Here is a 24,183-nt window from a genome sequence, read left to right as displayed (position 1 = left end):
TTGTTTGTCTACCGCACTGCCCGTAGGTCAAATGTGTTTTATAAAGAAACACCACTTGTTCACTACAGCGAACAAAACGGACTTCGTTCTGAAGAAAACAAGCGCCTGACGTTTCATTGGGAAAAGCTTCGGCCGGATGTGGCAAAAGATATCCAAACAGCAAAAAATGCTACCGTTGATGTCAACCAGTAATCAGAAGGAATGTCTTTTGTTTGACGGCCTTAATGTTATCTTTTTTTATAAGAGTTTAGTATTGTTGATACTTTCCATCCTGACTTTATTGCTACATTGCATCTCTTGTAAACTCCCCGTTCACTTTTCGCATAATGTGAAGTGGATTTTCATCTTTCAACCCATCAGGCAAAAATTCGTGCGGGCAATCCTGGTAACATACCGGGCGCAAAAAACGTTTAATCGCTTCTGTGCCCACTGAAGTAAAGTGAGCAAACGTGGTAGCAGGAAATGGTCCGCCATGCATCATGGCATGAGATACTTCCACCCCTGTTGGCAGTCCGTTGTAAATCACTCTTCCAACCTTTTGTACTAAAACATCTGCGCAGTTTTTAAATTGTTTGAGGTCATCTACCGTTCCAATAATCGATGCTGTTAGTTGTCCCTTCAAAGCTTGCAACGTGTTCTTTAAATCCGCTTCATTATCACAAACCACTATTAAAGAAGTAGGGCCAAACACTTCATTCTGTAATGCATTGTTTTGCCTGAAATTTTCTGATGAAGTTTCTGCAAGTGAAGCGATTCCTTTGAAATCATTTTTTGCATCATCGCCATGCAGAACGGCAGTTACACCTTGCTGCGATAAAAGTTGCCGGCGTTCTTCGTGGTAAGCAGCACAAATGGATTCATTCAACATGGTTGCAGCAGGTACTTGTTGTAATGCCTGTGCCAGTCTCTGGATGAACGAGTCTGTATTTTCATCCTTTATAACAAATAGCAATCCCGGGTTGGTGCAAAACTGTCCAACACCGAGCGTGATAGACGCACTGATTTGTGAAGCTATTGTATCGCAGTCTTGTTTTATCTTATTCGGAAGAACGAGTACCGGGTTAATGCTACTCATTTCTGCATATACCGGGATGGGTTCTTCTCTTTCATTGATAGCAGCCTTAAACAGTGACATCCCACCACTAAAAGAACCGGTAAAGCCAACAGCTTTTATTTGCGGATTCTTCACCAATTGTTGCCCAGGTTGTGAACCTGCACCTATCACAGAAGAAAACACACCATCAGGCATATTACATTTTTCAGCAGCCCTAATGATGGCTGATGCTACCAGCTGATTTGTTCCAAGGTGTGAGCCGTGTGCTTTTACAACAACGGGGCAACCTGCCGCAAGGGCAGAAGCGGTATCGCCACCGGCAGTTGAAAATGCCAAGGGAAAATTGCTCGCACCAAAAACCGCCACAGGACCAATGGGAAGCATCATTCGCCGCAGATCGGAACGAGGCAAAGGCTTGCGATCAGGTAAGGCTGTGTCAATGATGGCTTCCACAAAAGAGCCTTCACGTAAAAGGGCAGCGAACAATTTTAATTGTCCAACTGTACGTCCTCGTTCGCCGGTTATCCGAGCTTCGGGCAAACCACTTTCTAAATGAGCGCGTTCAATTAATGCATCGCCCAATTGTATAATTTCATCTGCAATAGTATCTAAAAATTCGGCTCTTTCTGCGAAAGATGTTCGCTGGTAAATTTCAAAAGCTGTTGTTGCTTTTGCAACCGCTTCCTGAATTTCCTTTTCTGTTGCTACAGAAAATTCACCCGGCAAATTATTTTTTAACACGGTACTGAAAGCAGCTACCTTCTTTTCTCCTGAAGCTCTCTTATCAAAGCCGATGAAGTTATATCCCGAAATCATAGGGTGAAGTTTTTAAAATAAAAGAATTTAACAAATGTAAATTTGTTTAACGGTTTAAAAGAAAGTTTAGAGATTCATTCTTCAATCTTACTCTTTCTATGAACTTAACTGAAAAACTTATCGTTCAATCTTAATTCATTAAATTTTACCAAACTTTCTCTCTATACCAAGTTAACTGATTACAAAGTATTCAAACCTGAAAAGAAAAAACTACCAATAAAAGCCAGTGAAGGATTTTAAACAAGATAAAGGAAAAAACATTGCCCGTGATCGTTAGAACTATTTGCCCCTTAAAGTTATTAATAATTTTACGCCTGAAGGCTGAGTCGACGAACAGTTTTGTGCCAGCGAGTATTAGATTGAAAACTCCGTAAATTTGAACACTCTACGTATAAACCTAAGTAACTATCACTATCAAATCCGTCAAGTCTTACAGGTAAAGATCTGCCGTCAAATATAATTTGCGAAACAGAGATAATTGCCCTTTGTATTAGAAAGCCTGTAGTTATGCCAAATATATCAGACCCATTAGAAATAGTATTGTCTCCTACTATAATATCCTGAAGCAACCGAATGAGAACTCTTACGCCCGCATAGGCTGTTCGTCGTGTTCAATAATAGCCTTAATGCTTTCATCGGAATTAAAAATGCAAACTGCATTAAATCCACTGCTACTTCGATAGGTAAAGAAACAGGCAGGGGTTTGGATATGCAATACGAAAAGTATCATCAAAGGAAAGGCCTTTTTGCAAATCTCCAACTACTTTCTACGGTAGATCACCCTCTGTTAAAGCTGCTAAGGGAGGTTGTTACAAAACGTTTGTTCTTTGGCTGGCTACGTATGTAGCTAAACGTTCTTTTGATAGTGACTACAACAGAGGGATATAAGGTAAATTAATTTCCTGTATAAAAACTATCAACTAAGACAAAAAAATATCTTTCAGCAATTTTAAGGCTGCGGAGGCAAACGGGCTCATAATTCCTTATTAATTTTAACAAACGGAACAAAATTCACTAGTTAAAATTAGTGGACTAAAAAAGGCTATGAACTAGTGAACAAGAAGGTGAACAGGAATTAGTAACTTATTACAATTAATTCAGTTTTAAATAATTGAGTTAATCGGGGCGTCTTGTCGTCCCGACATAGATGGTATTTTTTTAAAAAAAAAGCTCGTTAAACTCAATCTTTACGGGCTTTCGTTTTTAGCCCATCAATTTATATCAAGCTTCTTCAAATATTTGCGACAGATTCGGTTACATGCGAACCAGTATTAACTTAATATAACCAAATCCGGGCTTAAGTAATATTAAGCATAGTTGGGAAAGATAATTGGCCTTCTTGATGCTTTCTTAAGAAAATCACTTTTATAATTATCGCTATCCCTGCGCCCATAGTATCAAATAGTATTTAATTTAACAAATTACTTTTATATTTAGCCTAAGAAGAACGAAACATGTATTACAAGCTCCTGCAACTTCTCAACATTAAGCCTCATGAATCAGTTGTGGTAAGAAAGCTTTTTACTATCCAGTTTTTTCTTGGGGTAGCCACCGCTTTTTTGTTTACATCTTCTCTGGCGATGTTCTTATCTGCGTACGACATAAAAACATTACCGGTTGCCTATATTTTATCAGCATGCCTGTTGCTTATTTTTAACCGCATCTACAGCTATTTAGATGAAAAATTGTCTTCACCTACCCTTTTAGGAATTGTCATTTTATTTTCAGGCTTTTCGATTCTTCTTTTCTGGATATTACTCACTGTGCTGCCGTTTCAGCAATTACCTCTTATAATCGCCAGCTGGTATATGCTCATATATATGCTTGTCGGTTATGCGTTTTGGGGCATGGCCTCTATTCTTTTTAATGTAAGAGAGAGCAAGCGCTTATTTTCTATTGTGGGGGCCGGAGACATTCCTGCTAAAATGCTGGGCTATTTTTCTGTGACCGCCCTGGTTCCTTTTATAGGAGTCAATAATTTACTTTGGGTGTCTATTGGTTCTTTTTTTGTTGCATGGTACCTTCTTAATAAGTTTAAAAACAGCAGTTTTCTTACTGATGATGATCCTAATGCATCCTCACATATAAATGAGCATTTGCATGATAAAGTTGCGTCTGGATTTCTAAGCAAATTATTTAACAATCGACTCGTACTCTTTATCGCACTTCTGTCATTAATATCTTACATTGTTTTTTCGTTTATCGATTTTACTTTTTTGTCAGATATTAAAATAAAGTTTCACCACGATACGGAGATGGCAACCTTTATTGCCGTATTTTTTGCAATTGGTCGTCTGCTCGCCATTTCTATCAAACTCTTATTCAGCAGCCGAATGATTTCGCGCATGGGGCTAACGAATGCTTTATTGGTAACGCCGTTTTTACTTTTATCAATTGCCGTTTTTATCATTATTTCGGGTGATCATTTTTTTTCCCACCTGTATGTTTTCGGATTTATGGTTTTGCTTACAGAAATATTGCGATCAACCCTACAAGAGCCTGTCTTCTTTATCCTGTTTCAACCTCTGAAGCCACATGACAGGTTAAGAGGGCATCTTGTCGCAAAAGGGCATACAATGCCTTTTGCTTTGCTCGGAGTCGGAGTTTTTTTAGTGATTTACCTGCAAAAAAATAACGAGTTACCTATTTTGTTTGTAGCGGAACTATTAGTTGTTTTTTTACTGTTGTGGACACTCACAATCTTTATTATTAAAAAAGAATACCTGAACACTTTGGTCGCGTCTTTGAAAAAAGGTTATTTTACGGGGGCCGAATTGTTTCTTGATGATTCTGTTGTTACTAATATTCTTCTTAAAAAAACAGAAAGTAAAAAACCTCTCGAAGTCATTCATTCTCTAAACTTATTGGAGAGATCTGGGTATACTGACGTTTATAAGCTTTTGATTAAAAATCTGCAAAGCGAGGCAAATGAAGTAAAAGAATACATTTTAACCCGAATAATAGCAAATAATATGACCAGCGCCCTGCCTTTATTAAAGCAACAGCTGACGGGAAACACTGATGAAACCATAAAACCACAACTAGTTAAAACGTATTATTATTTAAATAACGAAACAGACATTGATGAACAGATTTTATCTATAGACTCTTTAGAAGTGAGCCAGCAGAGAGCAGCCATTGTGGGTTTGCTAAAAAGAAATGATGATCAGAGCGAACAGTTGGTTATAGAAAGATTAAGACAATGGGCCGTGGGAAGCACGGAAGAAAAACTACTGACGCTAAGTATCGTTATGGAATGTCCATGTGAAAACTATACCGATCTGCTTCGAACTTTACTTGAAGGCGATAACCCGGTAGTGTACAAAAAAGCGATAGAAGCAGCAGGTAAAACTAAAAACACCGAATTATTACCAGATGTTGTAGAATTAGCTATCAACAAACACGCTTACCCTTCTCTGCGTCGATCGATTTTATATTATGGCGACATCTTTTTTCAAAAGCAAAACTGGGAAAGTAAAAATTTTTCCGGGGAATTATTACTATCAATTATTAAAACGGCAGGAAATATTAAAGGTGACAGCTCAACAGATTTTTTAATAGATGCGCTAATAACAAAAAAGCTTTATTGTAACGAGATAATCGAAGCATTGTGGCTGAAAAAATCTGTTTTGAAGCCGGGCGCATTTGCAGTGCTGGAGGATAAAATTGCTGAAAGAACAGAGCAAAGCAGGTGCAAAGTAAACTACTATCATGAGCTGCTCAACAACAAAAATATGCTGCTTTTGCAAGAAGCAATTTTGATGGAAATACGTAGAGATTTACAGGTAGTGCTTAAAGCTTGTGCTTTGTTGTACGATCGTGAAAAAATTGACAGGGTTATCAGGTTAATGGAGTTGGGAAATACAACAAAAATATCTAACTCGATAGAAGTATTGGAACTTATTATTCCCAAAAAACATTTTACCCAACTTAACTATATTGTTGAACTGATGGATGATGTGAAGCATAAAGATTTGATAACAACAAAAACCGACAATTCAAGAGTGAATGTAATAATTGCAGAAATCTTAAAAGGAAATAAAGTTAACTTTAGCGAGTGGACAAGGTCGGTAGCATGTTATATGCTTCCAAAACTGAGAAAAAATGAATTACTGGTAAACGTTCTTAACGAAAACATCTCCAAAGAGAACCATTTATTTAATGAAACGAGAAATTACGTATTAACCATGCTAAAATAATTAGAATGTTGTTGATAGAAAAGGTTTTGGTTTTGAAATCATGTGAAATATTTCAAAATACACCTGAAAGTGATTTGATAGAATTAGCGGCAATACTTGAAGAAATATACCTTGAAGAAGGTAAGCTTGTATTCTCTAAAGGCGATACGGGAAACTGCATGTATTTTATTTACAGCGGTTCAGTAAAAATACATGATGGTGAACATGTATTGGCTTTATTGGGTGAAAATGAAATAGTGGGCGAATTATCAATACTTGATTCTGAAACCCGTTCAGCAAGTGCAACTATCGCAGAGGAAAGTATACTTCTAAAACTGGAACAGGAACCTTTTTATGAGATTATAATGAATAATGCAGACATATTAAAAGGAATATTAAAAACCTTATGCAGACGGCTTCGGATTATTAATAAAAAAAGCACGACTATGGCAAACACAAATCCTTTAATATAATTTTGATTTTAGTATTTCTAAATGTATTTTTTTTTGTTTTTGCCTGCGTTGTTTTGTAGTTTCAGTAAAATAATGATGCCTTTTTAGAAAGCTGACTTGAAGAAAATTCCAGCTTCTGCTGTCAGAAACAATTCTTTGATAGAGAAACTCTTTGTATAAGCCCTCCCCAATTTTAAAAAAGTCATCTCTACCTAAATAATCCAAATCTGCATCACAAATTATTTTCTCTAATATAGTTTTGGGTCTTTGTGGCACTTTAGTAGCTTTTATTATTCCACATATTGTATTTATCTGATCTTCAGAATACCCAAAACCAAGCAGTTCTTTGTATGCAATTTCACAACTTACTTTTTCATGACCTGTGTAGACGTTCAAAAATCCGACATCATGATATAACGCTCCTATTTTCAAAAGCAATAAATCATTTTCATTTTTTATGCCTTCATATTTTGCAATATCAACAGCTTGCTCCAACACGTCTAAAGTATGTGTAACATTATGATATGTCAGATCTGGTGATAATCCTTTTTCCAGTTTATCTATTACATGCTGTTTGATGTTGACAAATAAAAGCATTGGTGGAAATAATTAATTCTTCCAGTTATGAGGAGATGCTATTCTTAGTTTAAAACCTCGTACACTACCATTCGATCAGCTTTATTTTTTAAACTGATCTCACCTACTTTTTGACAATTGAACGATTCTTTTATTTTTTTATAAGATCCTTCAGTAATAATGATCTGACTAGCCTGGGCTGCTGACTGCAATCTTTGGGCTATGTTAACAACATCACCAATTACTGTATAATCAAGACGCTTAAGGTTGGCAGATCCGATATTGCCGCATATTACTTCGCCACTGTTGATACCTATAGATACTTTTGCAGAAAACCCTTCTGAATAATCAGGAAGACTTTCAATTTGTTTGCGTACTGCAAGACTAGCTTCTATAGCACGATCAAGATGATAGTCGCCACGAAAAACCGCCATAATAGCATCACCAATAAATTTATCTATATAACCATCTTGTGCAATAATTTCTTTCACCATTACGTCAAAATAGTTGTTGAGGAGATTTACAACCTCATTGGCAGGTTGAGTTTCACTAATAGAGGTAAAACTACAAATGTCTATGAACGCTACTGTTGCCTCAATCGTTTCATTAGCTAAAAGGGTGCTTTCATACTCTTTGCTACCCATGAAATTTAAAACTGTTTCATCTACATACATTCTTAAAATATTATTTTCCTTTATTGCCTGCAAGGTTTGCCGAATCTGGCTAACATGTTTAATGGTCTTTTCAATAGTAAGCTCAAGGTCTTCAAAGTTTACGGGCTTACAAACAAAATCAAAAGCGCCGCGGTTCATAGCTGTTCTTATATTTTCCATATCTCCATAGGCTGATACCATTACAGTTTTTACCAACGGACTTACTTCGCTAAGCTTAGTTAACAACGTTAATCCGTCTACTTCAGGCATATTTATATCACTCAGTAAAATTTCTATTTCTGGGTTTGCACTAAGTTGCCTGAGGGCATCATTTCCATTTAGCGCGAAGAAAAACTCGTATTTTTTCTCCCGTATCTGACGGCGAAACTTCTGCTTTATAAGTAACTCCAGATCCGTTTCGTCATCTGCCACTAATATCTTTGTCATCAAGTGGTTATTTTTAGCTTTTCTTTCAACTGGTTAAAATCAATCGGCTTGGTCAAAAAATCATCTGCTCCAAGGCTCATTGCTTGGTTATAGTTTTCCTGGTCGCCGTAAGCAGTTATCATCATTACTACCGGAGGTGGATTATAATAATTTCGTTTTATCTCCTTTAGCAATTCAAAACCACTCATACCAGGCATATTTATATCAGAAAGAATTAGTATCACTTCGTGAAAGTGCACTTGCAAATAATTTAAAGCTTCCTCGCCTGAGGTTGCAAAAGCAAAGTCAACGATATGATTTTTTATCTCCTTACGGAAACGTTGCTGAAAAAGCATTTGCATATCCGCCTCATCATCTACGACTAAAATCTTCATTAAATGATATTTATTTTTACGTATTAATTTAACTAATTATAAGGAATTGTAATAATAAATTCTGCAAATTCTCCTTCTTTTGTTTCCACATGTATCTGTCCCTTGTGAACTTTTGTAATAATATCATAACTGATAGATAACCCAAGACCAGTTCCACCCCCGGTTGGCTTGGTACTAAAAAAAGGCTGGTAAATTTTATCAAGCACCTTCTTCGGTATACCTGTGCCGTTATCTCTAATTACGATAATAACTTTATCACCCTCGTTTTTCGTTCTAACCCAAACTGTTGGTTCGTATGTATTGTCTTTAAGTTTCCTTTTTTCAGCTACCGAGTAAAAAGCATTATTAAATATATTTAGTATCACTCTGCCCACATCCTGCGGTATTATATTTATTTTGGAAAGTGTAGTATCATATTCTGCTTTCATATTTGAGTTGAAAGATTTGTTCTTTGCCCTTAGTCCATGGTAGCTTAGTCTTAAATATTCATCTACTAAGGCATTAATATCTGTAGGTTCCTTCTTGCCTGTGCTGGCTCGTGAATGTTGCAACATTCCCTTGACAATGGCATCGGCACGTTGGCCATGATAGTTTATTTTTTCCTGATTTTGTACTATATCATTTACCAGGGTTTCAATTGTTTCTTTTTCTTCTGCCGGCAACTGCGTTTTATTGATTTCCTCCTTCAATTCCTGCGCTAATTCGATACTTACTTCAGAAAAATTATTCACGAAATTGAGCGGATTTTGTATTTCATGGGCAATACCAGCAGTAAGTTCACCGAGAGACGCCATTTTTTCTGATTGAATTAATTGGGCTTGAGTGACTTTCAGCTCTGATAAAGTATTTTCAATTTTCTGCTTTTGCTGTTTCAGAAGACTATTTGCCTTTTGTTTCTGCCAGTTGTTTCTATAAAGAATAATGGCCAGCAATAAGAATGCTGCCAATATCCCTAATAAAGCAAACACTTTAACCTGGTTTCGGCTTTCAGTACGCGCAGCCTCAATCTCCCGTTCACGCTGTTTTTCTTCAAATGATATTGACAGCAGTTGCTTTACTTTTTCCTGGCTAAATAAACTATCCTTTGCTGCCGTCGCCAACTTAAGATATCTGAATGCCTCTGCCGCGTCGCTTTCTGCGTAATAATCAGAAAGTTTTTTACTGGCATCGAGAATACCTTGATTGTAAGAACCGGCCTGGGCCGTAGAAAGCGCTTTTTTAGCAAAAAGTATCGAAGAATCTTTAAGACCTTGTCTATGATAAGCGTCTGCCATGGTATAATACACCATACTAAGATGCTGCTGATCTTCTATTTCTTCGTAGTATTTGACGCTTTTGCGAAAATGGTCGAGCGCTGTATCCTGGTTATTCTTGGCAGCTTCCAGTTCGCCCAGGTCACGCTCGAAATCGCCGTACAAATCATTAAATTGCAACTCCTTAACTTTTTTGTACGTGTTTTGTAAATAAAATTTTGCTGAGTCATACTGCTTCATCCGCAAATAACATTCGCCTATGTTCAATAAATAAATCATTCTTGGATAGGGCTTTAATGCCGGTGTTATTGCACCATTGGCTTTTTTGAAATAACTCAGTGCCTTAGTGTAATCCTTTTGGGTAAGATAAGTATCGCCAATATTGTTATATGCTTGCGTAATACCGATAGAGTCGTTTAATTCGCGGCTGATTGCAAGTGCCTTAGTAAAAAGGGTTAACGATTTCGCGTAGTCGCCTAATGTGCTGTAGGCAGAAGCAATGCGATTAAGTGACAAAGCTTCTCCTCTTATATAATGTAGACTTTCAGAAAGATTATAAGCCTGCTGTCCAAGCATTATCGCTGTATCTGGTTTAAAGAGGTAATATGCTTTTGTAAGTTCTGCAAGCAGCAATACACGGTTGGTATCAGACTTGGCCGTACTCAATTCTTTTTTCAAACTGTCAATAAGCATTTGCTGTGCAGTAACAATTTTAAAAGAAAGAATGAGCAAAACCAGAGCAGTAATACTTTTCATTTCTATCACAATTTATACATTCTGTTTCAATGGCAATTGAATTATAAATTCAGTAAATTCTTCTTCCTGGGTATTTACCTTTATGTCTCCACCATGAGCTTTTATAATATCATAACTGAGTGATAACCCTAGTCCGGTTCCTTGCCCTGTTGGCTTGGTAGTAAAGAAAGGTTGAAAAATTTTATCAATTACTTTTTGAGGAATCCCTAAACCGTTATCTCTTACGCATATTCGTATTTTTGCACCTGCTCTCTCTGTCTTAACTGAAACCAGGGGTTCAAAAGCTGCATTAACTTGTTTCTTTTTTTCTAATACAGAATAAAAAGCATTATTAAATATGTTTAATAACACCCTTCCAATGTCTTGAGGAATTACTTCTATCGTACCTATGCTTTCATCAAAATGTGTTTCAATCATTGCATTAAAAGATTTGTCTTTAGCACGAAATCCGTGATAGCTTAAACTAAAAGTTTCATTTACCAGTGCATTAATGTTGGTGGGTTCTTTTTGCCCTGTGCTTGTTCTTGCATGTTGCAGCATTCCTTTCACTATCGAATCAGCACGTTTTCCATGAAATGAAATCTTTTTAAGATTGTGTAAAATGTCATTAAGCAGTTCATTTTCCAGTTTTTCATCTCTTTCGCTTCTTACTTTTGACCTTTCAACTTTTAATTCTTCAATCAATTCTGCACTCACTTCTGAAAAGTTATTTACAAAATTTAAAGGGTTTTGAATTTCATGAGCAATGCCTGCTGCAAGTTCTCCAAGCGATGCCATTTTCTCTGATTGTATCAACTGGGCTTGCGCTGCCCTAAGATTAGTAAGTGTAGTCTGCAGTTCCTCTTTTTGTTTGAATAATTGTGCAGTTCTTTGCTGCACGCCCTTTTCTAATAAGTCATTTTGCTCGGTAAGAATTTTTTTCTGTTCTTCATGAAGCAAATTCAGATCTTTATGATATTGAAGTTTCTTGCGTTGAGTAATTACGAATGATACAAGAAAACTTGTGAATAGTATTACCATTGCGGAAATTCCTATTATAACCCGATATTCAATATCAATTGCTATCAGTTGCATAAAACGCTTTAGCTATTAGAATACAAAAAATGATGTAAGCAATATTGTGAACATTCCACATTTGAGCTGCCAATGCCGGGCTTCCCTTTATCATTGGTTCATAAAATAGGAAGAGAAAAAAATTAATTACTACATAAATACTAAGCCCTGTAACTATCCAGAACTCTTTTCCACTTGAAATTCTCTCAACTTCATCACGCAACTGCGAGAGATAATACTGCATGCAGTAGATAAGTAAAAGATACGATTCTATTGTTAATAAATTGCCACTAAGGTGTATAGGATTAAAAAAATTCTCAAAAAATGAAAAGTTGATTATTGTAAATACAGCCAATAAGAAAGGGATAAGTTTTTTTAAAAAAGTTATTTGAGATTTTTTAATTGAAATAAAAAAATAACTGAAGCATACAAACCTGGCGATAGAATGTATATTATATAACGGATTGTTACTTTGAGCCCAATGTGGTAAGAATGATTTGAAGTCTGCAATTAGATCTGCTAATACATTTATTATGAGAGCTGCCCATAAGTATACAATTACAGGCTTGAGAAAAAAAGGTTGCTTTCTTCTTACTATTAATACTATAAATAATGGTATAACTATCGCCCAAACTTCAGACCAGTCTAAAAGTAATTGAAAAAGCCCATGGAGGTTTAAGAGTTTCATAAGCTAGGGCGAAAACTTTTGAAAATATAATTGATTTATCTGCAAGTATTTTGAAAAATAGCCGTTATTTTTTTTAATTTTAATGTTTCGGTACATTTTTATTTATAGTTTTTGTATTTGCAATTAAAAATACATTTTTTACTATGACTTTAAAGTGTACAAAATGCACAGTAAATATTCTATCACCAGTTTTTTTTCAAAAGGTTTTACCCTTAAATACTTATTATGAATAAAAAAACAACAAGTACAGGGCTTACTGTACTTTTATTGTTGGCAGTCATTACCTCATTTGCACAAGGTGAAATAAACAAATATTCGATTGTAACTCTAAAAGGTAATTTAGTAAGCGGCATTCTTAATACTTACCCGGAGTTTTCATACTTTGACTTCACATTTGTACAATTAGAAGATAATATTTATTCTTTGGAAGGATATGCAAAGGATAAAGATCAAAACCAATTGGGAAGTTTAATAACGTTAATACCAATGACAAACCAACCTGCGCGGCGCTTTAAGAATTTAGAAAAAGGACATTTATACCTGGATTTGTTAACTATGCAAGAGCACAATGTAGATGGCTCAGAAGATTATATCTTAACACCAAGGAAATGTAAGAACCGTGCAGGCAACTATGTTGATTATGTAAGTTATCGCTTTAGCAATAAAATTGAGCCTTCCTTTGGTTTTATTGAAGCTAAATCAGTTACAGCAGTCAAATCTTTTAATTTAAACCCCTCGCCTCCGTATTAATTCAATTGAATTATAAACTCCGATCCTTCACCTTCTTTAGTGCTTACTCTAATTTCTCCTCCGTGTGCTTTTATAATATCATAGCTTAATGACAAGCCCAAACCCGTTCCTTGTCCAGCCGGTTTAGTCGTAAAAAAGGGTTGAAAAATTTTATCAACTGCTTTTTGAGGAATACCCAATCCATTGTCTCTTACCCGAATTTGTACTTCTTCACCTGATCTTTTTGTGGTAACTGAAACTAACGGTTCAAAAGTGCAATAGCAGACGACTTTCAATACATAGGTGGCGAAATGACAAAGACAGAACCGGTAATTGGGAAACAAGGCTATATTGAAGTGATTAATCGATTTTCAAAAGTCTTTACATCTATGCAGGTTAAGGCGATGATAATTCAAGCAGACAAAGCGTGTGTAGTTGGAAACTATGACTTTAAATTTCCTGATGGAAAAGAAATCAATGGAAACGTAGCTGAAATATGGCCAGTAAAAAAAACAAACAATCAATAAGATTTCTGAAAGCATCTCCCGGGAAAAAAAGTGGCATTAAGTATTAAAAATATTATCCCGGATAGGTAGTTTTATGCTGTAAAGAACACAATGTAGAAAATAATTAATGTTGCCTAAAAGCTTTCTCCATATTCAATTAATTTAAGAAAGTCAATGATGAAGAGTTTGATGCAAATGAACCGATATTAGCGACGCCTCATCACTCCTTTATCAGCGGGCATAAGCCTACCTTTTTCGGGAAACGATATTAGAGCAAAGAATTATTGAATGAATGTCAGGAAGAAATGTGTTCCTTGTCCCGGTTCACTTTCTATAACTATTTTTCCCCCAATAGCTTCTATTTGCGATTTCATAATAAACAACCCCAAACCTTGCCCCTCGATATTCTCATGAAATCGCTGGTACAAACCGAAGACCTTGTCCTTATGTCGGTTTAAATCTATGCCGGTACCATTATCACTAAACCTAATTTTAAAATTTCCGTTTTCATCATAGCTGCTTTCTATAATTATTATAAGCTTTCGATCAGGTGAATGATACTTTATAGCATTTGAAATAAGATTAATAAAAATGCTTTCGAGATAGATTTTATTGAGGACTACAGAAGGAGATTTAAAATCTGTGAGTACTTCCCCTCCCATTTCATTTAATGCATTGCTAAAAATTTGAATTACCTGGTTGAAGAACTCTTTTAAATTAATGCTTGTAAGTTGTGGATTTACATTATTTTTAATAACTAATATCTGAGAAATATCATCAATAGTTTTATTTAATTGTTCAACAGAAACTTTCAGCATTTCCAACATTTGCAGGTTATGCAAATCCTCCTGCGGAAAATCAAATAAGCTGAGAATACCTCTTATGTTAGATAAAGGCGACCTCAGGTTATGCGAAGTAATATAAGAAAATTGTTTGAGGTCTGCATTGTTTTTGGTCATTTCTTTTAACAACATTTCTCGTTCCGCCTCTACCCGTTTACGTTCAGTTATGTCGTTTACAACACCATCTACCCTGATTAACTTTTCATCTTTAAAAAATGGCACTATCGTCACTTCAATCCATCGTATACTTTTGTCTTTACGAATTATGCGATATTGTGTGTATACTTCTTCTTTCTCATTAAGCCTCTCGTCATCCTTTTCCACAACCCCTCTGTCTTCAGGAAGTATCACTTCGTACCAAAGACGACTGTTTTTAAAAAATTCTTCGGAAGTATATCCGTATATTTTTTCGCACGCAAGAGACAAATAAGTATAATTATTAATAATCATATTGCGTGAAAAAAAGCCATGATTTACACTGTTTAAAATTCTCCCAAATTCGTTGTGTGCTTTCTTCAAATCATCTGCTTCACTTCTTAATTTAAGTTTCAACTCCTGTATCTCGTTGTCACAAACATCTCTTACGAGAGGGCGAGCTTTTTGAAAACCAACGTGATAATTATTTACATCTTTTAAAAACCTTAAGTTTCCAAAAGCCACTCTTTTATATTTCGCGAAAAAATCAGGTACCAGTCCATTTAATAATTTATTAAACATACCTGCTCGTTTTTATTTTTTATTAATGATAAATGAAGTTCTTTTCTCTTTTTTGAAGGCTGACTATCCAACGCCACTCAGATAGATTATTGTAATTCCTACGTCTGCCACATTATTTTGCGGCAAAGCTTTTTACACGACTATTTATGCCTTTATGGGGTACGTTTAATAGCATTAAAAAAAGTAAACAATTATACAGCAATGACCTAAAGATTTTTTTTATTCTCTATAGCCTGGTATCAAAAAACCTGGAACATTCTACTCTAAAACTCCCGACGATTATGGAAAAACAATGAAATATTTTTGAAAAAAGAGGATGTATTTTAAAACATCCTCTTTTTCAAACTTTTAAAAAAATGTTATTTCATTATTATTATCACTTTATTTATTACCAAATTATGGTTAGAAAGATGAAGGTTATAAATGCCTGTTGTTAGCAATGTAGGTAGCTGGATAATTTTGGCTGCACTTTCACCATTATGGTCAATTGAGCTACTAAACACTCTTTGCCCTTTATTGTCATATAAAGCCAACTCGTACTTTCCTGGTGCCATGTTACCCATTGTAAGTTTAAGTGTTTTGTCTGTAACAGGGTTGGGGTTAACTTTTAGATAATTTGCATCATCATTGAAAACAACTAGTCTAGTCTCACTATATTTTGCTGTACCATCCTTATCTATGATTTTCAATTTATAGAAATTATTTCCATGCTCAGGATGATTATCTGTCCATTTGTAAATAGTACTGATACCATTTTCGCGTGATAAAACTTCTCCCGCTTTCATAAAACTTCTCCCGCCTGCACTTTTTTCAATTTCATACCTTTTAACGTTGATTTCAGCGGTAGCTTTCCATGTAACCTGCACCTCATTTCCCTTTCCATAAGCTTTAAAATCAGTCAACGTAACAGGCAGTGTGCTGGACGCAACTATCGTATATTCTTCGCTGTTTGTATAGCTACCTAAGGCTGTATTTCCCGCTATATCTGTAATGCCTGTATTGTCATTAACTTTAAGACCTAGTTGACCTTCGCCTTCTATATTACTTACTGTTACGTCTATAACGGTTCCGGTGTCAGATGATACAGAAGATATAATACCGGAAACCAAACCCGAAGTTGTTAAGGTTAGATCACTGACAGTGATTTCACTTACTTTTTCAGAAAAAGTTATTCGATAAGCAATTGTTGTTGCGGTTGTAGTTGTAGTATCAGGATTTAGCCTGCTTATTAGATTTACTGCTGGGGCCTCTTTATCAATTGTCACAGACAATGCATTACTCAATTCACTTTCCAATCCATTTAGTGTTGCTTTTGATGTTATCAAATGAATTCCATCGCCAAGTTCAGACGTAGTTATAGCCCAAGCTCCAGAATTATCTGCTATAGCAGAGCCAATTTCCAAGCTTCCGTCATACAAAAATATGGTTGCATCAGGATCTGCAGATCCTACAAAGACAGGAGTACTGTTACTTGTTATATTATCTGTATCGCTCATACCTAAATCTGTACTTTTGGTTAGATTTGGAACAGATGGCGTACTTATTTCTCGTGTTATCGTAAGCGTGTATGTATTTTTAGTTCCATCCTGAGATGAGACCACTACAGCAATTGTATTGCTACCAACACTTAAAGGAATTGATGAAGCACTTCCGCTTGTTACTGCGGTCTCATTTACTGTAACAGTAGCTGTTGCGTCTGCAACTGTAGGTGTTATCGTAAGCGATGTTATACTATTTGCAACTGAAGCAGTATATGAAGTTGTTCCGCTTGCGAAAATGGGCGTAAGGGTTCCACTACTTATAGACAAATTAGAAAGGTTGGCATTAGAGGATGCTGCCCTTGTAACAGTAATGGTATAAGTCTTCGTTGTTGTTCCATCCCCTGCTGTAACTGCAGTTGTAATTGTATTGCTTCCTACATTCAATGCAATAGCTCCTGAAGCATTTCCGCTTGTTACCGCTACCCCATTAACTGTAACAGTAGCTGTTGCATCAGAAACTGTAGGAGTTATCGTAAGCGATGTTACACTATTTGCAACTGAAGCAGTATATGAAGTTGTTCCACTTGTAAAGACAGGCGCAAGTGTTCCACTGCTTATAGACAAATTAGAAAGGTTGGCATTAGAGGATGCTGCCCTTATAACAGTAATGGTATACGTCTTCGTTGTTGTTCCATCCCCTGCTGTGACTGCAGTTGTAATTGTATTGCTTCCGACATTTAATGCAATAGCTCCTGAAGCATTTCCGCTTGTTACTACTACCCCATTAACTGTAACAGTAGCTGTTGCATCTGCAACTGTAGGTGTAAGCGAAACTGATGTTATACTATTTGCAACTGAAGCAGTATATGAAGTTGTTCCGCTTGCGAATACGGGCGTAAGGGTTCCACTACTTATAGACAAATTAGAAAGGTTGGCATTAGAGGATGCTGCCCTTGTAACAGTAATGGTGTACGTCTTCGTTGTTGTTCCATCCCCTGCTGTGACTGCAGTTGTAATTGTATTGCTTCCGACATTTAATGCAATAGCTCCTGAAGCATTTCCGCTTGTTACTACTACCCCATTAACTGTAACAGTAGCTGTTGCATCTGCAACTGTAGGTTTAACAGTTATTGAACTGGTAGTATTAGAAACAGAAGCTGAGTAACCTGTTGTAGCTGAAGCAAAGGCAGGCGCTAAAGTTGCAGCACTAAGGGAAAGAGCAGACAGGTTTGCGTTAGTACTTTTTTGCAACACTCCACCAGGAGGAACAAAATTTGAAATAGTAAGGATACCATTACCGCAACAATCATCGGTTGCGTCAATCCCCCACCCAAAAACATCACCAGCATTAATTACTCCGGTATAGTTACCCGATTGTATTTGCCCTCCTACATCAGATGTTAATAAACTACGTACGCCATTGATTGAAACGTATGCCTGATCTGTACTAGGATCATCAGTAGTAGAATAATTCCAGGTAAAAGACCAGCTACCAGTAGCAAGGGAGGGCATAGTAAAACTTGTGATTGCATTGACCTTATTACCGTCACTTCCAACTATTTTAACACTAGTTGGCTTATTAGAAGAATCAACTGTTCCGTTAGATGTTGATGAAGCTGACCAATTTCCGGCAGAATAATAATTTGAAAATTGAGCCTTGGCTGATAAATTAAAAAAAAATACAATAGTTACAATAGCTAAAATTGTTCTCATAGAGGTTTGGTTGGTTATTTTAAGATAACGTATTAGCTAAAAAAAAATTGTCCGTTTTTAAAACAGAAGATGACGACCAGAAAATTGATGCGTGAACAGCAATTATAAAATCAACTATTACTTGCTATGTACCATTCCGCTCACATGTGCAGCAGTAGTATGAGGTGTATAAAGGATACGGAGACAGCGGGGCTCTTTAAAAAATAAAAACAATATCAATAAACACAGCATCTCAAAAAAAATCGGCAGGCTGACTAATAGACAAAATTTGTTATTGTTTTACGCCACTTCCTTACAAAGGACTAAGCGTAAAAATCAATAAAAATAAAAGAGAATCATGCCTCTTATTTTAGCAATTCCTAAAATTATCCGCTTACTCGCCATGCTGCAATCGCTGTGATTTACATGATTGCCTTCTTTAAACAGTTTAAACATATAGCCCGACTTATTTTTCATCACACACATTGGCTCGTTATCAAAGTACAAAAAATATTCACCCATTGAATTAGTTACTTTTCCCGTCCTGTAAACATACACCACAGCATATTTCGAAGTATCCCCAAAGTGTGCTTTTCTTAATGTCTGGCCGTTAGCTATTGATTGAAATAGAAGGTTATTTGTAATACTTGTCTTTTCGTGTAGCCACATCGTGTCAGATTGAATAAAATCTCGAGATATTTTGTCTATGTAACCATTATAAACATAGTAATCATTAGTTACATTAATTATCTGGTAAACCATTTTATGCTTTTTCAAAAAGCTTTCCATTTCGGGTTCCATGTGGGTATTACCGGAAATGTATTTTAATGAATAAGTACAATCGTTGGACCAATCAATTTTCCAAAGAGTGCTGTCACGTTTTTCTAGATTGTATTCATGCACTAAGTTATTTTCACGTACACTTAAAAACGTTCATTTGAATTTTTTGGATAGGAATAGAAACGGCCGTTCTGTAAAGACGAACAGTCGACTTTTTTTTTTGCAAATTAGCCATCAACGGAAAAAGAAAGAAATTCGACAAAAGCGCTGCAGCAACACCGGAAATAAAAGAAGTAATTTTCATAGAATTAATAACGATAAAAATTAGCGGGATATTTAGTATCGAGAGAGAATACTTTTTATTACGTCTGTTCTGTCCATTCCCCTTGAATAGGTAGTTGTCGTAGTATTGGGATTGCGTGTGTGTTGCACGCTGTCACTCGAGATAAACATCGGAAATTTTTACTTTGCACCGTCGCATTGCCTCACTTCCACCGTACAGGCCTCAGAGTAATACTTTAAAAACTAATCACTGAATTTTATAGACTGCTATCGCAGCACTCTTACCACTTGCAGCCCTTTCCGCTACAACAAAGGTTCTCAATGAAGGAATTAGATAAGAAGTTCTTGCACCATCCCTTGTAGCGATATTTGATACACGCTTATAGCTATTACCCGAAACCTTTTGAAAGATATTTATATACCCTCTGCCACCACTTGCTAACACTTGCTGTTTAGCTGCATCAAAAAAAATATCATCCGCATCACTCACTAAGTCAGTCCGCGTTATTTCTTTACCCGTTTTATTATCATAAACAACCATTAAAGGTGGGTGCCGAAATCCTATAATAACATGATTAGAAGCAGTATCTAAAGTCATAGAGAAATTTGCCCTAAGTCTGCTTATTTTCCATGTATCAATAACTTTAAAACTTTTTAAGTCAATAACCGAAATACTATTGTCATTGGGCAGGTTAACATATAACTTATTGTTCTTTTTATCTAATTGAAAACTTTCAGGATGCGCAGCTAGTTTTACATTTCCAATTTGTTGATGAGCTACTGGGTCTATTAATGCCACGCCCCCATTACCATACCCTACATACATCTTTCTTTCGGTTCCATCATAACGGATATTATCAGCATCTGAAGCTAAATGGATGGTAGCTACCTTTTTAAATGTAGAAGCATCAAAAAATGCACAATCACCATTATTACCGCTAGCTACAGCAACTTCATTTTGTTCTGGTATATATGCTATCCCTTGTGGCTCTTCCACACCATTAATGCTATGCAGTAAAATCCCTTTTTGTAAGTCAATAACTTCAACAGTGTTATTTCCTAACGCCGCCACATAGAGTATCTTATCTTTTAGATTGAGAGCCATGTGGTCGATCCTTCCGGATACAGCAGGCAATTCTATTCTTCTTTCCAACTTTAGCTTATCAACACCGAAATCTGCTTGATCCTTACATCTTGTAAAACATGTAATCATCAATAGTTGTAAAAGGATAAGTCTCATAATCAAAAACATTGGACGAATTGTTCAAAATCAATTTCTTATTTGAAATGATGCCCGCTTTTATTAAAATGGCAAGTGTTTCAACAACCTTTCTACCATTTTACATTTTTTATATTTTTCCCTACCTATTATTGCACAATAAGCAAACACTGCATAAACTTACTGCACACCCATGTTTAGGTTTGAAGGGATATCTCTCATTCTATAACTGGTTACATATACAGTCACAGTAAAAGGTGGTAAAGGAGCTTTGTTAAATTTACAGTCGAAAAGGTTGACATTGTACGGGAGTAATGCAGATAAAACATGTTCCTTTCCTAATGGAAAGATCCTTTTTACAATTTTGAGCAGATATTAAATTACATATCCATTTTCATTCCATTGTGTCCGTTTTTTCCGGTCTGATCAATCGCTGCTTTTAGTCCCTTTGCCAACTGTTCAGCAGGTCCAATTCCCCAATAATGTAAAAAGAAAACCTTTGGTTGCTCATGTACCATATGGTTGTGTAGAGCAACGACTTCAATACCGCTTTCAACAAGGGCTTTCAGCACCGGTTCAACTTCATTTTCAAGCATTACAAAATCACCGGCCACGGCAGCTCTATCAGGTGTACCCTGGAAAGCGGCCCATGTATTAAAACCTAAAAAAGTAGTCACAGGTACGCCATGTTCCATAAGTTTTACATCAGGGCGCCCGATTGTATATTTATAAACCCCTTTGCTCATTTCAGCTTTATAGCCGAAAATGTCATCCAGCTTTTTAGTGTCCAAAGTATTTGTTACAGCTTCACTTGATGCTGTGCCCTTCGATGGGTCACCACCTCTTAATTCTTTCACCTTATTCAAAACAGCTTTGGCTTTTTGAGCCATTAATTCAGTCTTTCCTGAACCGTCAATATGCATAAACAAAATGTTTGGATGATTTCTGATAAAGTGATTATGAATCGCAGTGCTAGTTAAACCCTGCCTTATGATTTCCTGTTGCACTGGCCCTAAATCAGTTTCGGTAACAACAATGTCGCCCATAACCATTGCCCCATCTTTTGTCGGCGTAAAAGCTACCCACGTTCCTAATCCCATCGCCGGGATGATTTTAAATCCATCTACTTTTACATCTAAGTCATTTTGAGGGATTGTGATCTTATACTCTCCATTATTTGATTTTCCTTTTATACCCACCACCTTTTCTAACACCAGTGTATCCAAGGTTTTTAAATTTCCTCTGTTTTGGGCAATAGATACCTGGCTTAGACCCATTAATATTAAAAAACAGCCAAAAAGAGCACTTGTTCTTTTCTGCTTCATTGCGCTATTCATAAATTATTTATTTGAGATTTTTTAAGTTAAATTACTAAAAAGGTATCATGAAATGTAGCAATGGTAGCCTTTTTACTATCAATAAAATAGAACAGAATTGACCTTTAGTATATTCTTTACGTAAGTAATTTTTGTTTTACATACTGTTACTTTACGAACTTTAGTATTAAAATATAGGAATGAAGTGGATAACAAGGGAACGACCAAAAATAGACCGTATTGCTTGTCCCTGGCTAATAAAGAACTTTATCGATCAAGAAGCCGAATTTATCTATGTACCGGCTGATAAGGTTAACGAACAAGCAAAAACATTAGATGCAATCCCTTTCGATGTTCCCGATGTTGAATACTCACATTATGAAGATAAATGCACTTTTGATTATATTGTCGAAAAGCACAAAATTGAAGACACTGCAATAAAAACCTTAGCTGTAATAGTAAGAGGTGCAGACACCGACCGCCAAGATATTGCCAGCCAGGCCTCAGGCTTATGGGCGATATCAGCAGGATTGGCATACAATACAAAGGATGATTATGAACTGCTTCAAAAAGGAATGATTATTTATGATGCATTATATAGCTGGGCTAAACATCTTCAAAATGAGAAACATACACAAAACCCGGTAGACCATTTATTCATCGACGTTTTCAACAAATTTATAAAGCAAAAGGCGTCACAAAAGAAAACACCTGATTGGGTGAAAGAATTGAAAGGGATTATACAAGACCAAATTGATACAAACCTTAGCCTTACAGAAATTTCAAAAAGCCTCGACATCAACCCTTCTTATCTCTCAAGAGAGTTTTCAAAACACTTCAATAATCTATCATTTGGTGAATACATAAGAAAGTTAAGAATTGAAAAAGCAATAGAACTTATTGATACAAATAACTACTCACTTACCGAAATCGCTTACCTCACAGGTTTTTCAGACCAAAGCCACTTTACAAGAATATTTAAACAGCATACCGGCAAAAACCCATCAACTTATAAAAAAGACAGAGCGAAAGGTAAAGTAGATACAAAAGGTTAATTACATTCTATTTACATGCTTCTCTCTTTATCACTTTTGTGAACAAAATCAAGCATGGAGGAAAGGACATTACAACCTTGCTACACTTTAAAACAGTTAGTCCAATATTTTTTCAAACTTGGCTACGCAGGCTTTGGTGGTCCTGTAGCATTAATAGGCTATATGCATAGGGATTTGGTAGAAGAAAAAAAATGGATAAGGGATGAAGAATACAAAGATGGATTAGCACTAGCACAACTGGCGCCGGGCCCGTTAGCAGCGCAGCTAGGCATCTATTTAGGATATGTGCACTACAAAACATTAGGCGCAACCCTATGTGGATTAGCATTTGTGCTTCCTTCATTCTTTATGGTAGTAATAATTGGCATGGCTTATAAAATATTTGGCGGCTTACCATGGATGCAGGCCGTGTTTTACGGCGTAGGAGCAGCAGTGGTGGGTATTATCATAATAAGCAGTTACAAACTCACGGAGAAGTCAATCAGTAAATTTAATGTAAATTCTTTTGCTCAACATTGGCTTCTTTGGTTATTTTTTATCGTAGCGGCAGTAGTCACTATCATCACAGAACAGGAAGAAGTGCTAATGTTTGTTGCAGCAGGATTATTTTATATGTTCTCAAAAGCGCCACCAAAATGGATCAAGAAGTCTTTAGTTGCAAACTCAGTACTACTATTTCAAATAGGGCTCTCAAATTATGAATTGGACACTTTTCGCAAAATAGCATGGTTCTTTACAAAGGCCGGTGCGTTTGTTTTTGGAAGTGGTTTAGCAATTGTTCCCTTTTTGCATGGTGGTGTCGTTACAGAATACAAATGGCTAACCGAACATGAATTTATAGATGCAGTGGCAGTAGCCATGATAACACCTGGACCTGTGGTAATTACAGTAGGTTTTATTGGTTACCTGGTAGCAGGTTTTCCCGGAGCCACAGTGGCAGCGTTAGCAACTTTTTTACCGTGCTATTTATTTACAATTCTTCCAGCCCCCTACTTTCACAAGTACGGCAAACATCCCAGCATAAAAGCCTTTGTGGATGGGATAACAGCAGCCGTTGTAGGAGCATTAGCAGGTTCGGTAATTGTGATTGCTACTCGTACAATAAAAGACATTCCAACTGCTTTAATCGCAAGTGCGACCATTGTCATTCTCTTAAAAATGAAGGTAAAAGAACCTTACATCATTTTAGTAGCAGCACTCATAGGAATAATATTAAAGCTAGTCCTTTAATATTATTGCCTTTAAAGGCAATTTGTCATTTTGC

General features: G+C 36.2%; 20 protein-coding genes and 1 pseudogene. 7 read left to right on the top strand and 14 right to left on the bottom strand.

What is annotated here, in order from left to right; all coding sequences use genetic code 11:
- Window positions 1–192, top strand: coding sequence for a hypothetical protein (locus B154_RS0112955; RefSeq protein WP_018614685.1), 192 nt, complete (start codon window positions 1–3; stop codon window positions 190–192).
- Window positions 193–283: 91 nt separating this feature from the next.
- Here the strand turns inward: B154_RS0112955 and B154_RS0112950 are convergent, their stop codons facing one another.
- A complete protein-coding gene (locus B154_RS0112950; protein WP_018614684.1) occupies window positions 284–1,870 on the bottom strand; it encodes an aldehyde dehydrogenase (NADP(+)) in 1,587 nt (528 codons plus the stop codon).
- A gap of 308 nt (window positions 1,871–2,178) precedes the next feature.
- A pseudogene (gene traM / locus B154_RS33865) lies at window positions 2,179–2,460 on the bottom strand (conjugative transposon protein TraM); the annotation flags it as partial.
- 864 nt (window positions 2,461–3,324) lie between these two features.
- On the opposite strand from traM, the gene B154_RS0112940 reads away from it, so the two are divergent.
- Complete coding sequence (locus tag B154_RS0112940; protein ID WP_018614682.1) at window positions 3,325–6,069, top strand: NTP/NDP exchange transporter; 2,745 nt, start codon at window positions 3,325–3,327, stop codon at window positions 6,067–6,069.
- 5 nt (window positions 6,070–6,074) lie between these two features.
- A complete protein-coding gene (locus B154_RS0112935) occupies window positions 6,075–6,521 on the top strand; it encodes a Crp/Fnr family transcriptional regulator (RefSeq protein WP_018614681.1) in 447 nt (148 codons plus the stop codon).
- On the opposite strand, the gene B154_RS0112930 is transcribed toward B154_RS0112935, so the two are convergent.
- Genes B154_RS0112930 through B154_RS0112905 form a run of 6 tightly spaced genes read right to left on the bottom strand, consistent with a single transcriptional unit; the run spans window position 6,513 to window position 12,300 of the window.
- Window positions 6,513–7,097 carry an HD domain-containing protein gene (locus B154_RS0112930; protein ID WP_018614680.1) on the bottom strand — a complete coding sequence of 195 codons (585 nt, stop codon included), beginning with the start codon at window positions 7,095–7,097 and terminating at the stop codon, window positions 6,513–6,515. The genes B154_RS0112935 and B154_RS0112930 overlap by 9 nt on opposite strands.
- Window positions 7,098–7,141: 44 nt before the next feature.
- Window positions 7,142–8,176 (bottom strand): adenylate/guanylate cyclase domain-containing protein, encoded by a 1,035-nt coding sequence (locus B154_RS0112925; protein WP_018614679.1) that lies wholly within the window; start codon window positions 8,174–8,176, stop codon window positions 7,142–7,144.
- A complete protein-coding gene (locus B154_RS0112920) occupies window positions 8,176–8,550 on the bottom strand; it encodes a response regulator (RefSeq protein WP_018614678.1) in 375 nt (124 codons plus the stop codon). The genes B154_RS0112925 and B154_RS0112920 overlap by 1 nt, the downstream gene beginning before the upstream one ends.
- A gap of 32 nt (window positions 8,551–8,582) precedes the next feature.
- Window positions 8,583–10,559, bottom strand: coding sequence for a tetratricopeptide repeat-containing sensor histidine kinase (locus B154_RS0112915; protein ID WP_018614677.1), 1,977 nt, complete (start codon window positions 10,557–10,559; stop codon window positions 8,583–8,585).
- A 12-nt stretch (window positions 10,560–10,571) separates the two neighbouring features.
- Window positions 10,572–11,633, bottom strand: a complete 1,062-nt coding sequence (locus B154_RS0112910; protein WP_018614676.1) for a sensor histidine kinase — start codon at window positions 11,631–11,633, stop codon at window positions 10,572–10,574.
- On the bottom strand, window positions 11,614–12,300 hold the full coding sequence (locus B154_RS0112905; RefSeq protein ID WP_018614675.1) for a hypothetical protein: 687 nt from the start codon (window positions 12,298–12,300) through the stop codon (window positions 11,614–11,616). Before B154_RS0112905 ends, B154_RS0112910 begins: the two co-directional genes overlap by 20 nt.
- Before the next feature lie 225 nt (window positions 12,301–12,525).
- Here B154_RS0112905 and B154_RS0112900 point away from each other — a divergent pair, with 225 nt between their 5' ends.
- Window positions 12,526–13,050, top strand: a complete 525-nt coding sequence (locus B154_RS0112900; protein ID WP_018614674.1) for a hypothetical protein — start codon at window positions 12,526–12,528, stop codon at window positions 13,048–13,050.
- On the opposite strand, the gene B154_RS0112895 is transcribed toward B154_RS0112900, so the two are convergent.
- Complete coding sequence (locus B154_RS0112895; protein ID WP_071595283.1) at window positions 13,047–13,325, bottom strand: sensor histidine kinase; 279 nt, start codon at window positions 13,323–13,325, stop codon at window positions 13,047–13,049. The two genes, B154_RS0112900 and B154_RS0112895, sit on opposite strands and share 4 nt — an antisense overlap.
- Before the next feature lie 15 nt (window positions 13,326–13,340).
- Here B154_RS0112895 and B154_RS28475 point away from each other — a divergent pair, with 15 nt between their 5' ends.
- A complete protein-coding gene (locus B154_RS28475) occupies window positions 13,341–13,556 on the top strand; it encodes a hypothetical protein (RefSeq protein ID WP_018614672.1) in 216 nt (71 codons plus the stop codon).
- Window positions 13,557–13,816: 260 nt separating this feature from the next.
- Here B154_RS28475 and B154_RS30710 read toward each other — a convergent pair whose 3' ends face one another.
- The 5 genes from B154_RS30710 to B154_RS0112865 all read right to left on the bottom strand — a co-directional run bounded on the left by B154_RS30710 (window position 13,817) and on the right by B154_RS0112865 (window position 21,885).
- Window positions 13,817–15,094 carry a sensor histidine kinase gene (locus B154_RS30710; RefSeq protein WP_018614671.1) on the bottom strand — a complete coding sequence of 426 codons (1,278 nt, stop codon included), beginning with the start codon at window positions 15,092–15,094 and terminating at the stop codon, window positions 13,817–13,819.
- A 359-nt stretch (window positions 15,095–15,453) separates the two neighbouring features.
- Window positions 15,454–18,288 carry a cadherin-like beta sandwich domain-containing protein gene (locus B154_RS30705; RefSeq protein WP_018614670.1) on the bottom strand — a complete coding sequence of 945 codons (2,835 nt, stop codon included), beginning with the start codon at window positions 18,286–18,288 and terminating at the stop codon, window positions 15,454–15,456.
- A 315-nt stretch (window positions 18,289–18,603) separates the two neighbouring features.
- On the bottom strand, window positions 18,604–19,170 hold the full coding sequence (locus B154_RS0112875; RefSeq protein ID WP_169337665.1) for a hypothetical protein: 567 nt from the start codon (window positions 19,168–19,170) through the stop codon (window positions 18,604–18,606).
- A 406-nt stretch (window positions 19,171–19,576) separates the two neighbouring features.
- On the bottom strand, window positions 19,577–20,569 hold the full coding sequence (locus B154_RS0112870; RefSeq protein WP_157580689.1) for a YncE family protein: 993 nt from the start codon (window positions 20,567–20,569) through the stop codon (window positions 19,577–19,579).
- A gap of 359 nt (window positions 20,570–20,928) precedes the next feature.
- Complete coding sequence (locus B154_RS0112865) at window positions 20,929–21,885, bottom strand: DUF1259 domain-containing protein (RefSeq protein WP_018614666.1); 957 nt, start codon at window positions 21,883–21,885, stop codon at window positions 20,929–20,931.
- A 179-nt stretch (window positions 21,886–22,064) separates the two neighbouring features.
- On the opposite strand from B154_RS0112865, the gene B154_RS0112860 reads away from it, so the two are divergent.
- Together B154_RS0112860 and B154_RS0112855 are read left to right on the top strand one after the other, a co-directional pair.
- Complete coding sequence (locus B154_RS0112860) at window positions 22,065–22,919, top strand: chromate resistance protein ChrB domain-containing protein (RefSeq protein WP_018614665.1); 855 nt, start codon at window positions 22,065–22,067, stop codon at window positions 22,917–22,919.
- A gap of 54 nt (window positions 22,920–22,973) precedes the next feature.
- A complete protein-coding gene (locus B154_RS0112855) occupies window positions 22,974–24,149 on the top strand; it encodes a chromate transporter (RefSeq protein WP_018614664.1) in 1,176 nt (391 codons plus the stop codon).
- Window positions 24,150–24,183: the final 34 nt, after the last annotated feature.

The sequence above is a fragment of the Segetibacter koreensis DSM 18137 genome (assembly GCF_000374045.1).
In the GTDB taxonomy this organism is placed as follows: Bacteria; Bacteroidota; Bacteroidia; order Chitinophagales; family Chitinophagaceae; genus Segetibacter; species Segetibacter koreensis.
This window is presented reverse-complemented; position numbering and strand designations above follow the sequence as displayed.

Coding starts and splice junctions, on each gene's coding strand:
- B154_RS0112950 (WP_018614684.1), bottom strand. CDS start 1,870: ATGATTTCGGGATATAACTTCATCGGCTTTGATAAGAGAGCTTCAGGA.
- B154_RS0112940 (WP_018614682.1), top strand. CDS start 3,325: ATGTATTACAAGCTCCTGCAACTTCTCAACATTAAGCCTCATGAATCA.
- B154_RS0112935 (WP_018614681.1), top strand. CDS start 6,075: ATGTTGTTGATAGAAAAGGTTTTGGTTTTGAAATCATGTGAAATATTT.
- B154_RS0112930 (WP_018614680.1), bottom strand. CDS start 7,097: ATGCTTTTATTTGTCAACATCAAACAGCATGTAATAGATAAACTGGAA.
- B154_RS0112925 (WP_018614679.1), bottom strand. CDS start 8,176: ATGACAAAGATATTAGTGGCAGATGACGAAACGGATCTGGAGTTACTT.
- B154_RS0112920 (WP_018614678.1), bottom strand. CDS start 8,550: ATGAAGATTTTAGTCGTAGATGATGAGGCGGATATGCAAATGCTTTTT.
- B154_RS0112915 (WP_018614677.1), bottom strand. CDS start 10,559: ATGAAAAGTATTACTGCTCTGGTTTTGCTCATTCTTTCTTTTAAAATT.
- B154_RS0112910 (WP_018614676.1), bottom strand. CDS start 11,633: ATGCAACTGATAGCAATTGATATTGAATATCGGGTTATAATAGGAATT.
- B154_RS0112905 (WP_018614675.1), bottom strand. CDS start 12,300: ATGAAACTCTTAAACCTCCATGGGCTTTTTCAATTACTTTTAGACTGG.
- B154_RS0112900 (WP_018614674.1), top strand. CDS start 12,526: ATGAATAAAAAAACAACAAGTACAGGGCTTACTGTACTTTTATTGTTG.
- B154_RS28475 (WP_018614672.1), top strand. CDS start 13,341: ATGACAAAGACAGAACCGGTAATTGGGAAACAAGGCTATATTGAAGTG.
- B154_RS30710 (WP_018614671.1), bottom strand. CDS start 15,094: ATGTTTAATAAATTATTAAATGGACTGGTACCTGATTTTTTCGCGAAA.
- B154_RS30705 (WP_018614670.1), bottom strand. CDS start 18,288: ATGAGAACAATTTTAGCTATTGTAACTATTGTATTTTTTTTTAATTTA.
- B154_RS0112870 (WP_157580689.1), bottom strand. CDS start 20,569: ATGAGACTTATCCTTTTACAACTATTGATGATTACATGTTTTACAAGA.
- B154_RS0112865 (WP_018614666.1), bottom strand. CDS start 21,885: ATGAATAGCGCAATGAAGCAGAAAAGAACAAGTGCTCTTTTTGGCTGT.
- B154_RS0112860 (WP_018614665.1), top strand. CDS start 22,065: ATGAAGTGGATAACAAGGGAACGACCAAAAATAGACCGTATTGCTTGT.
- B154_RS0112855 (WP_018614664.1), top strand. CDS start 22,974: ATGGAGGAAAGGACATTACAACCTTGCTACACTTTAAAACAGTTAGTC.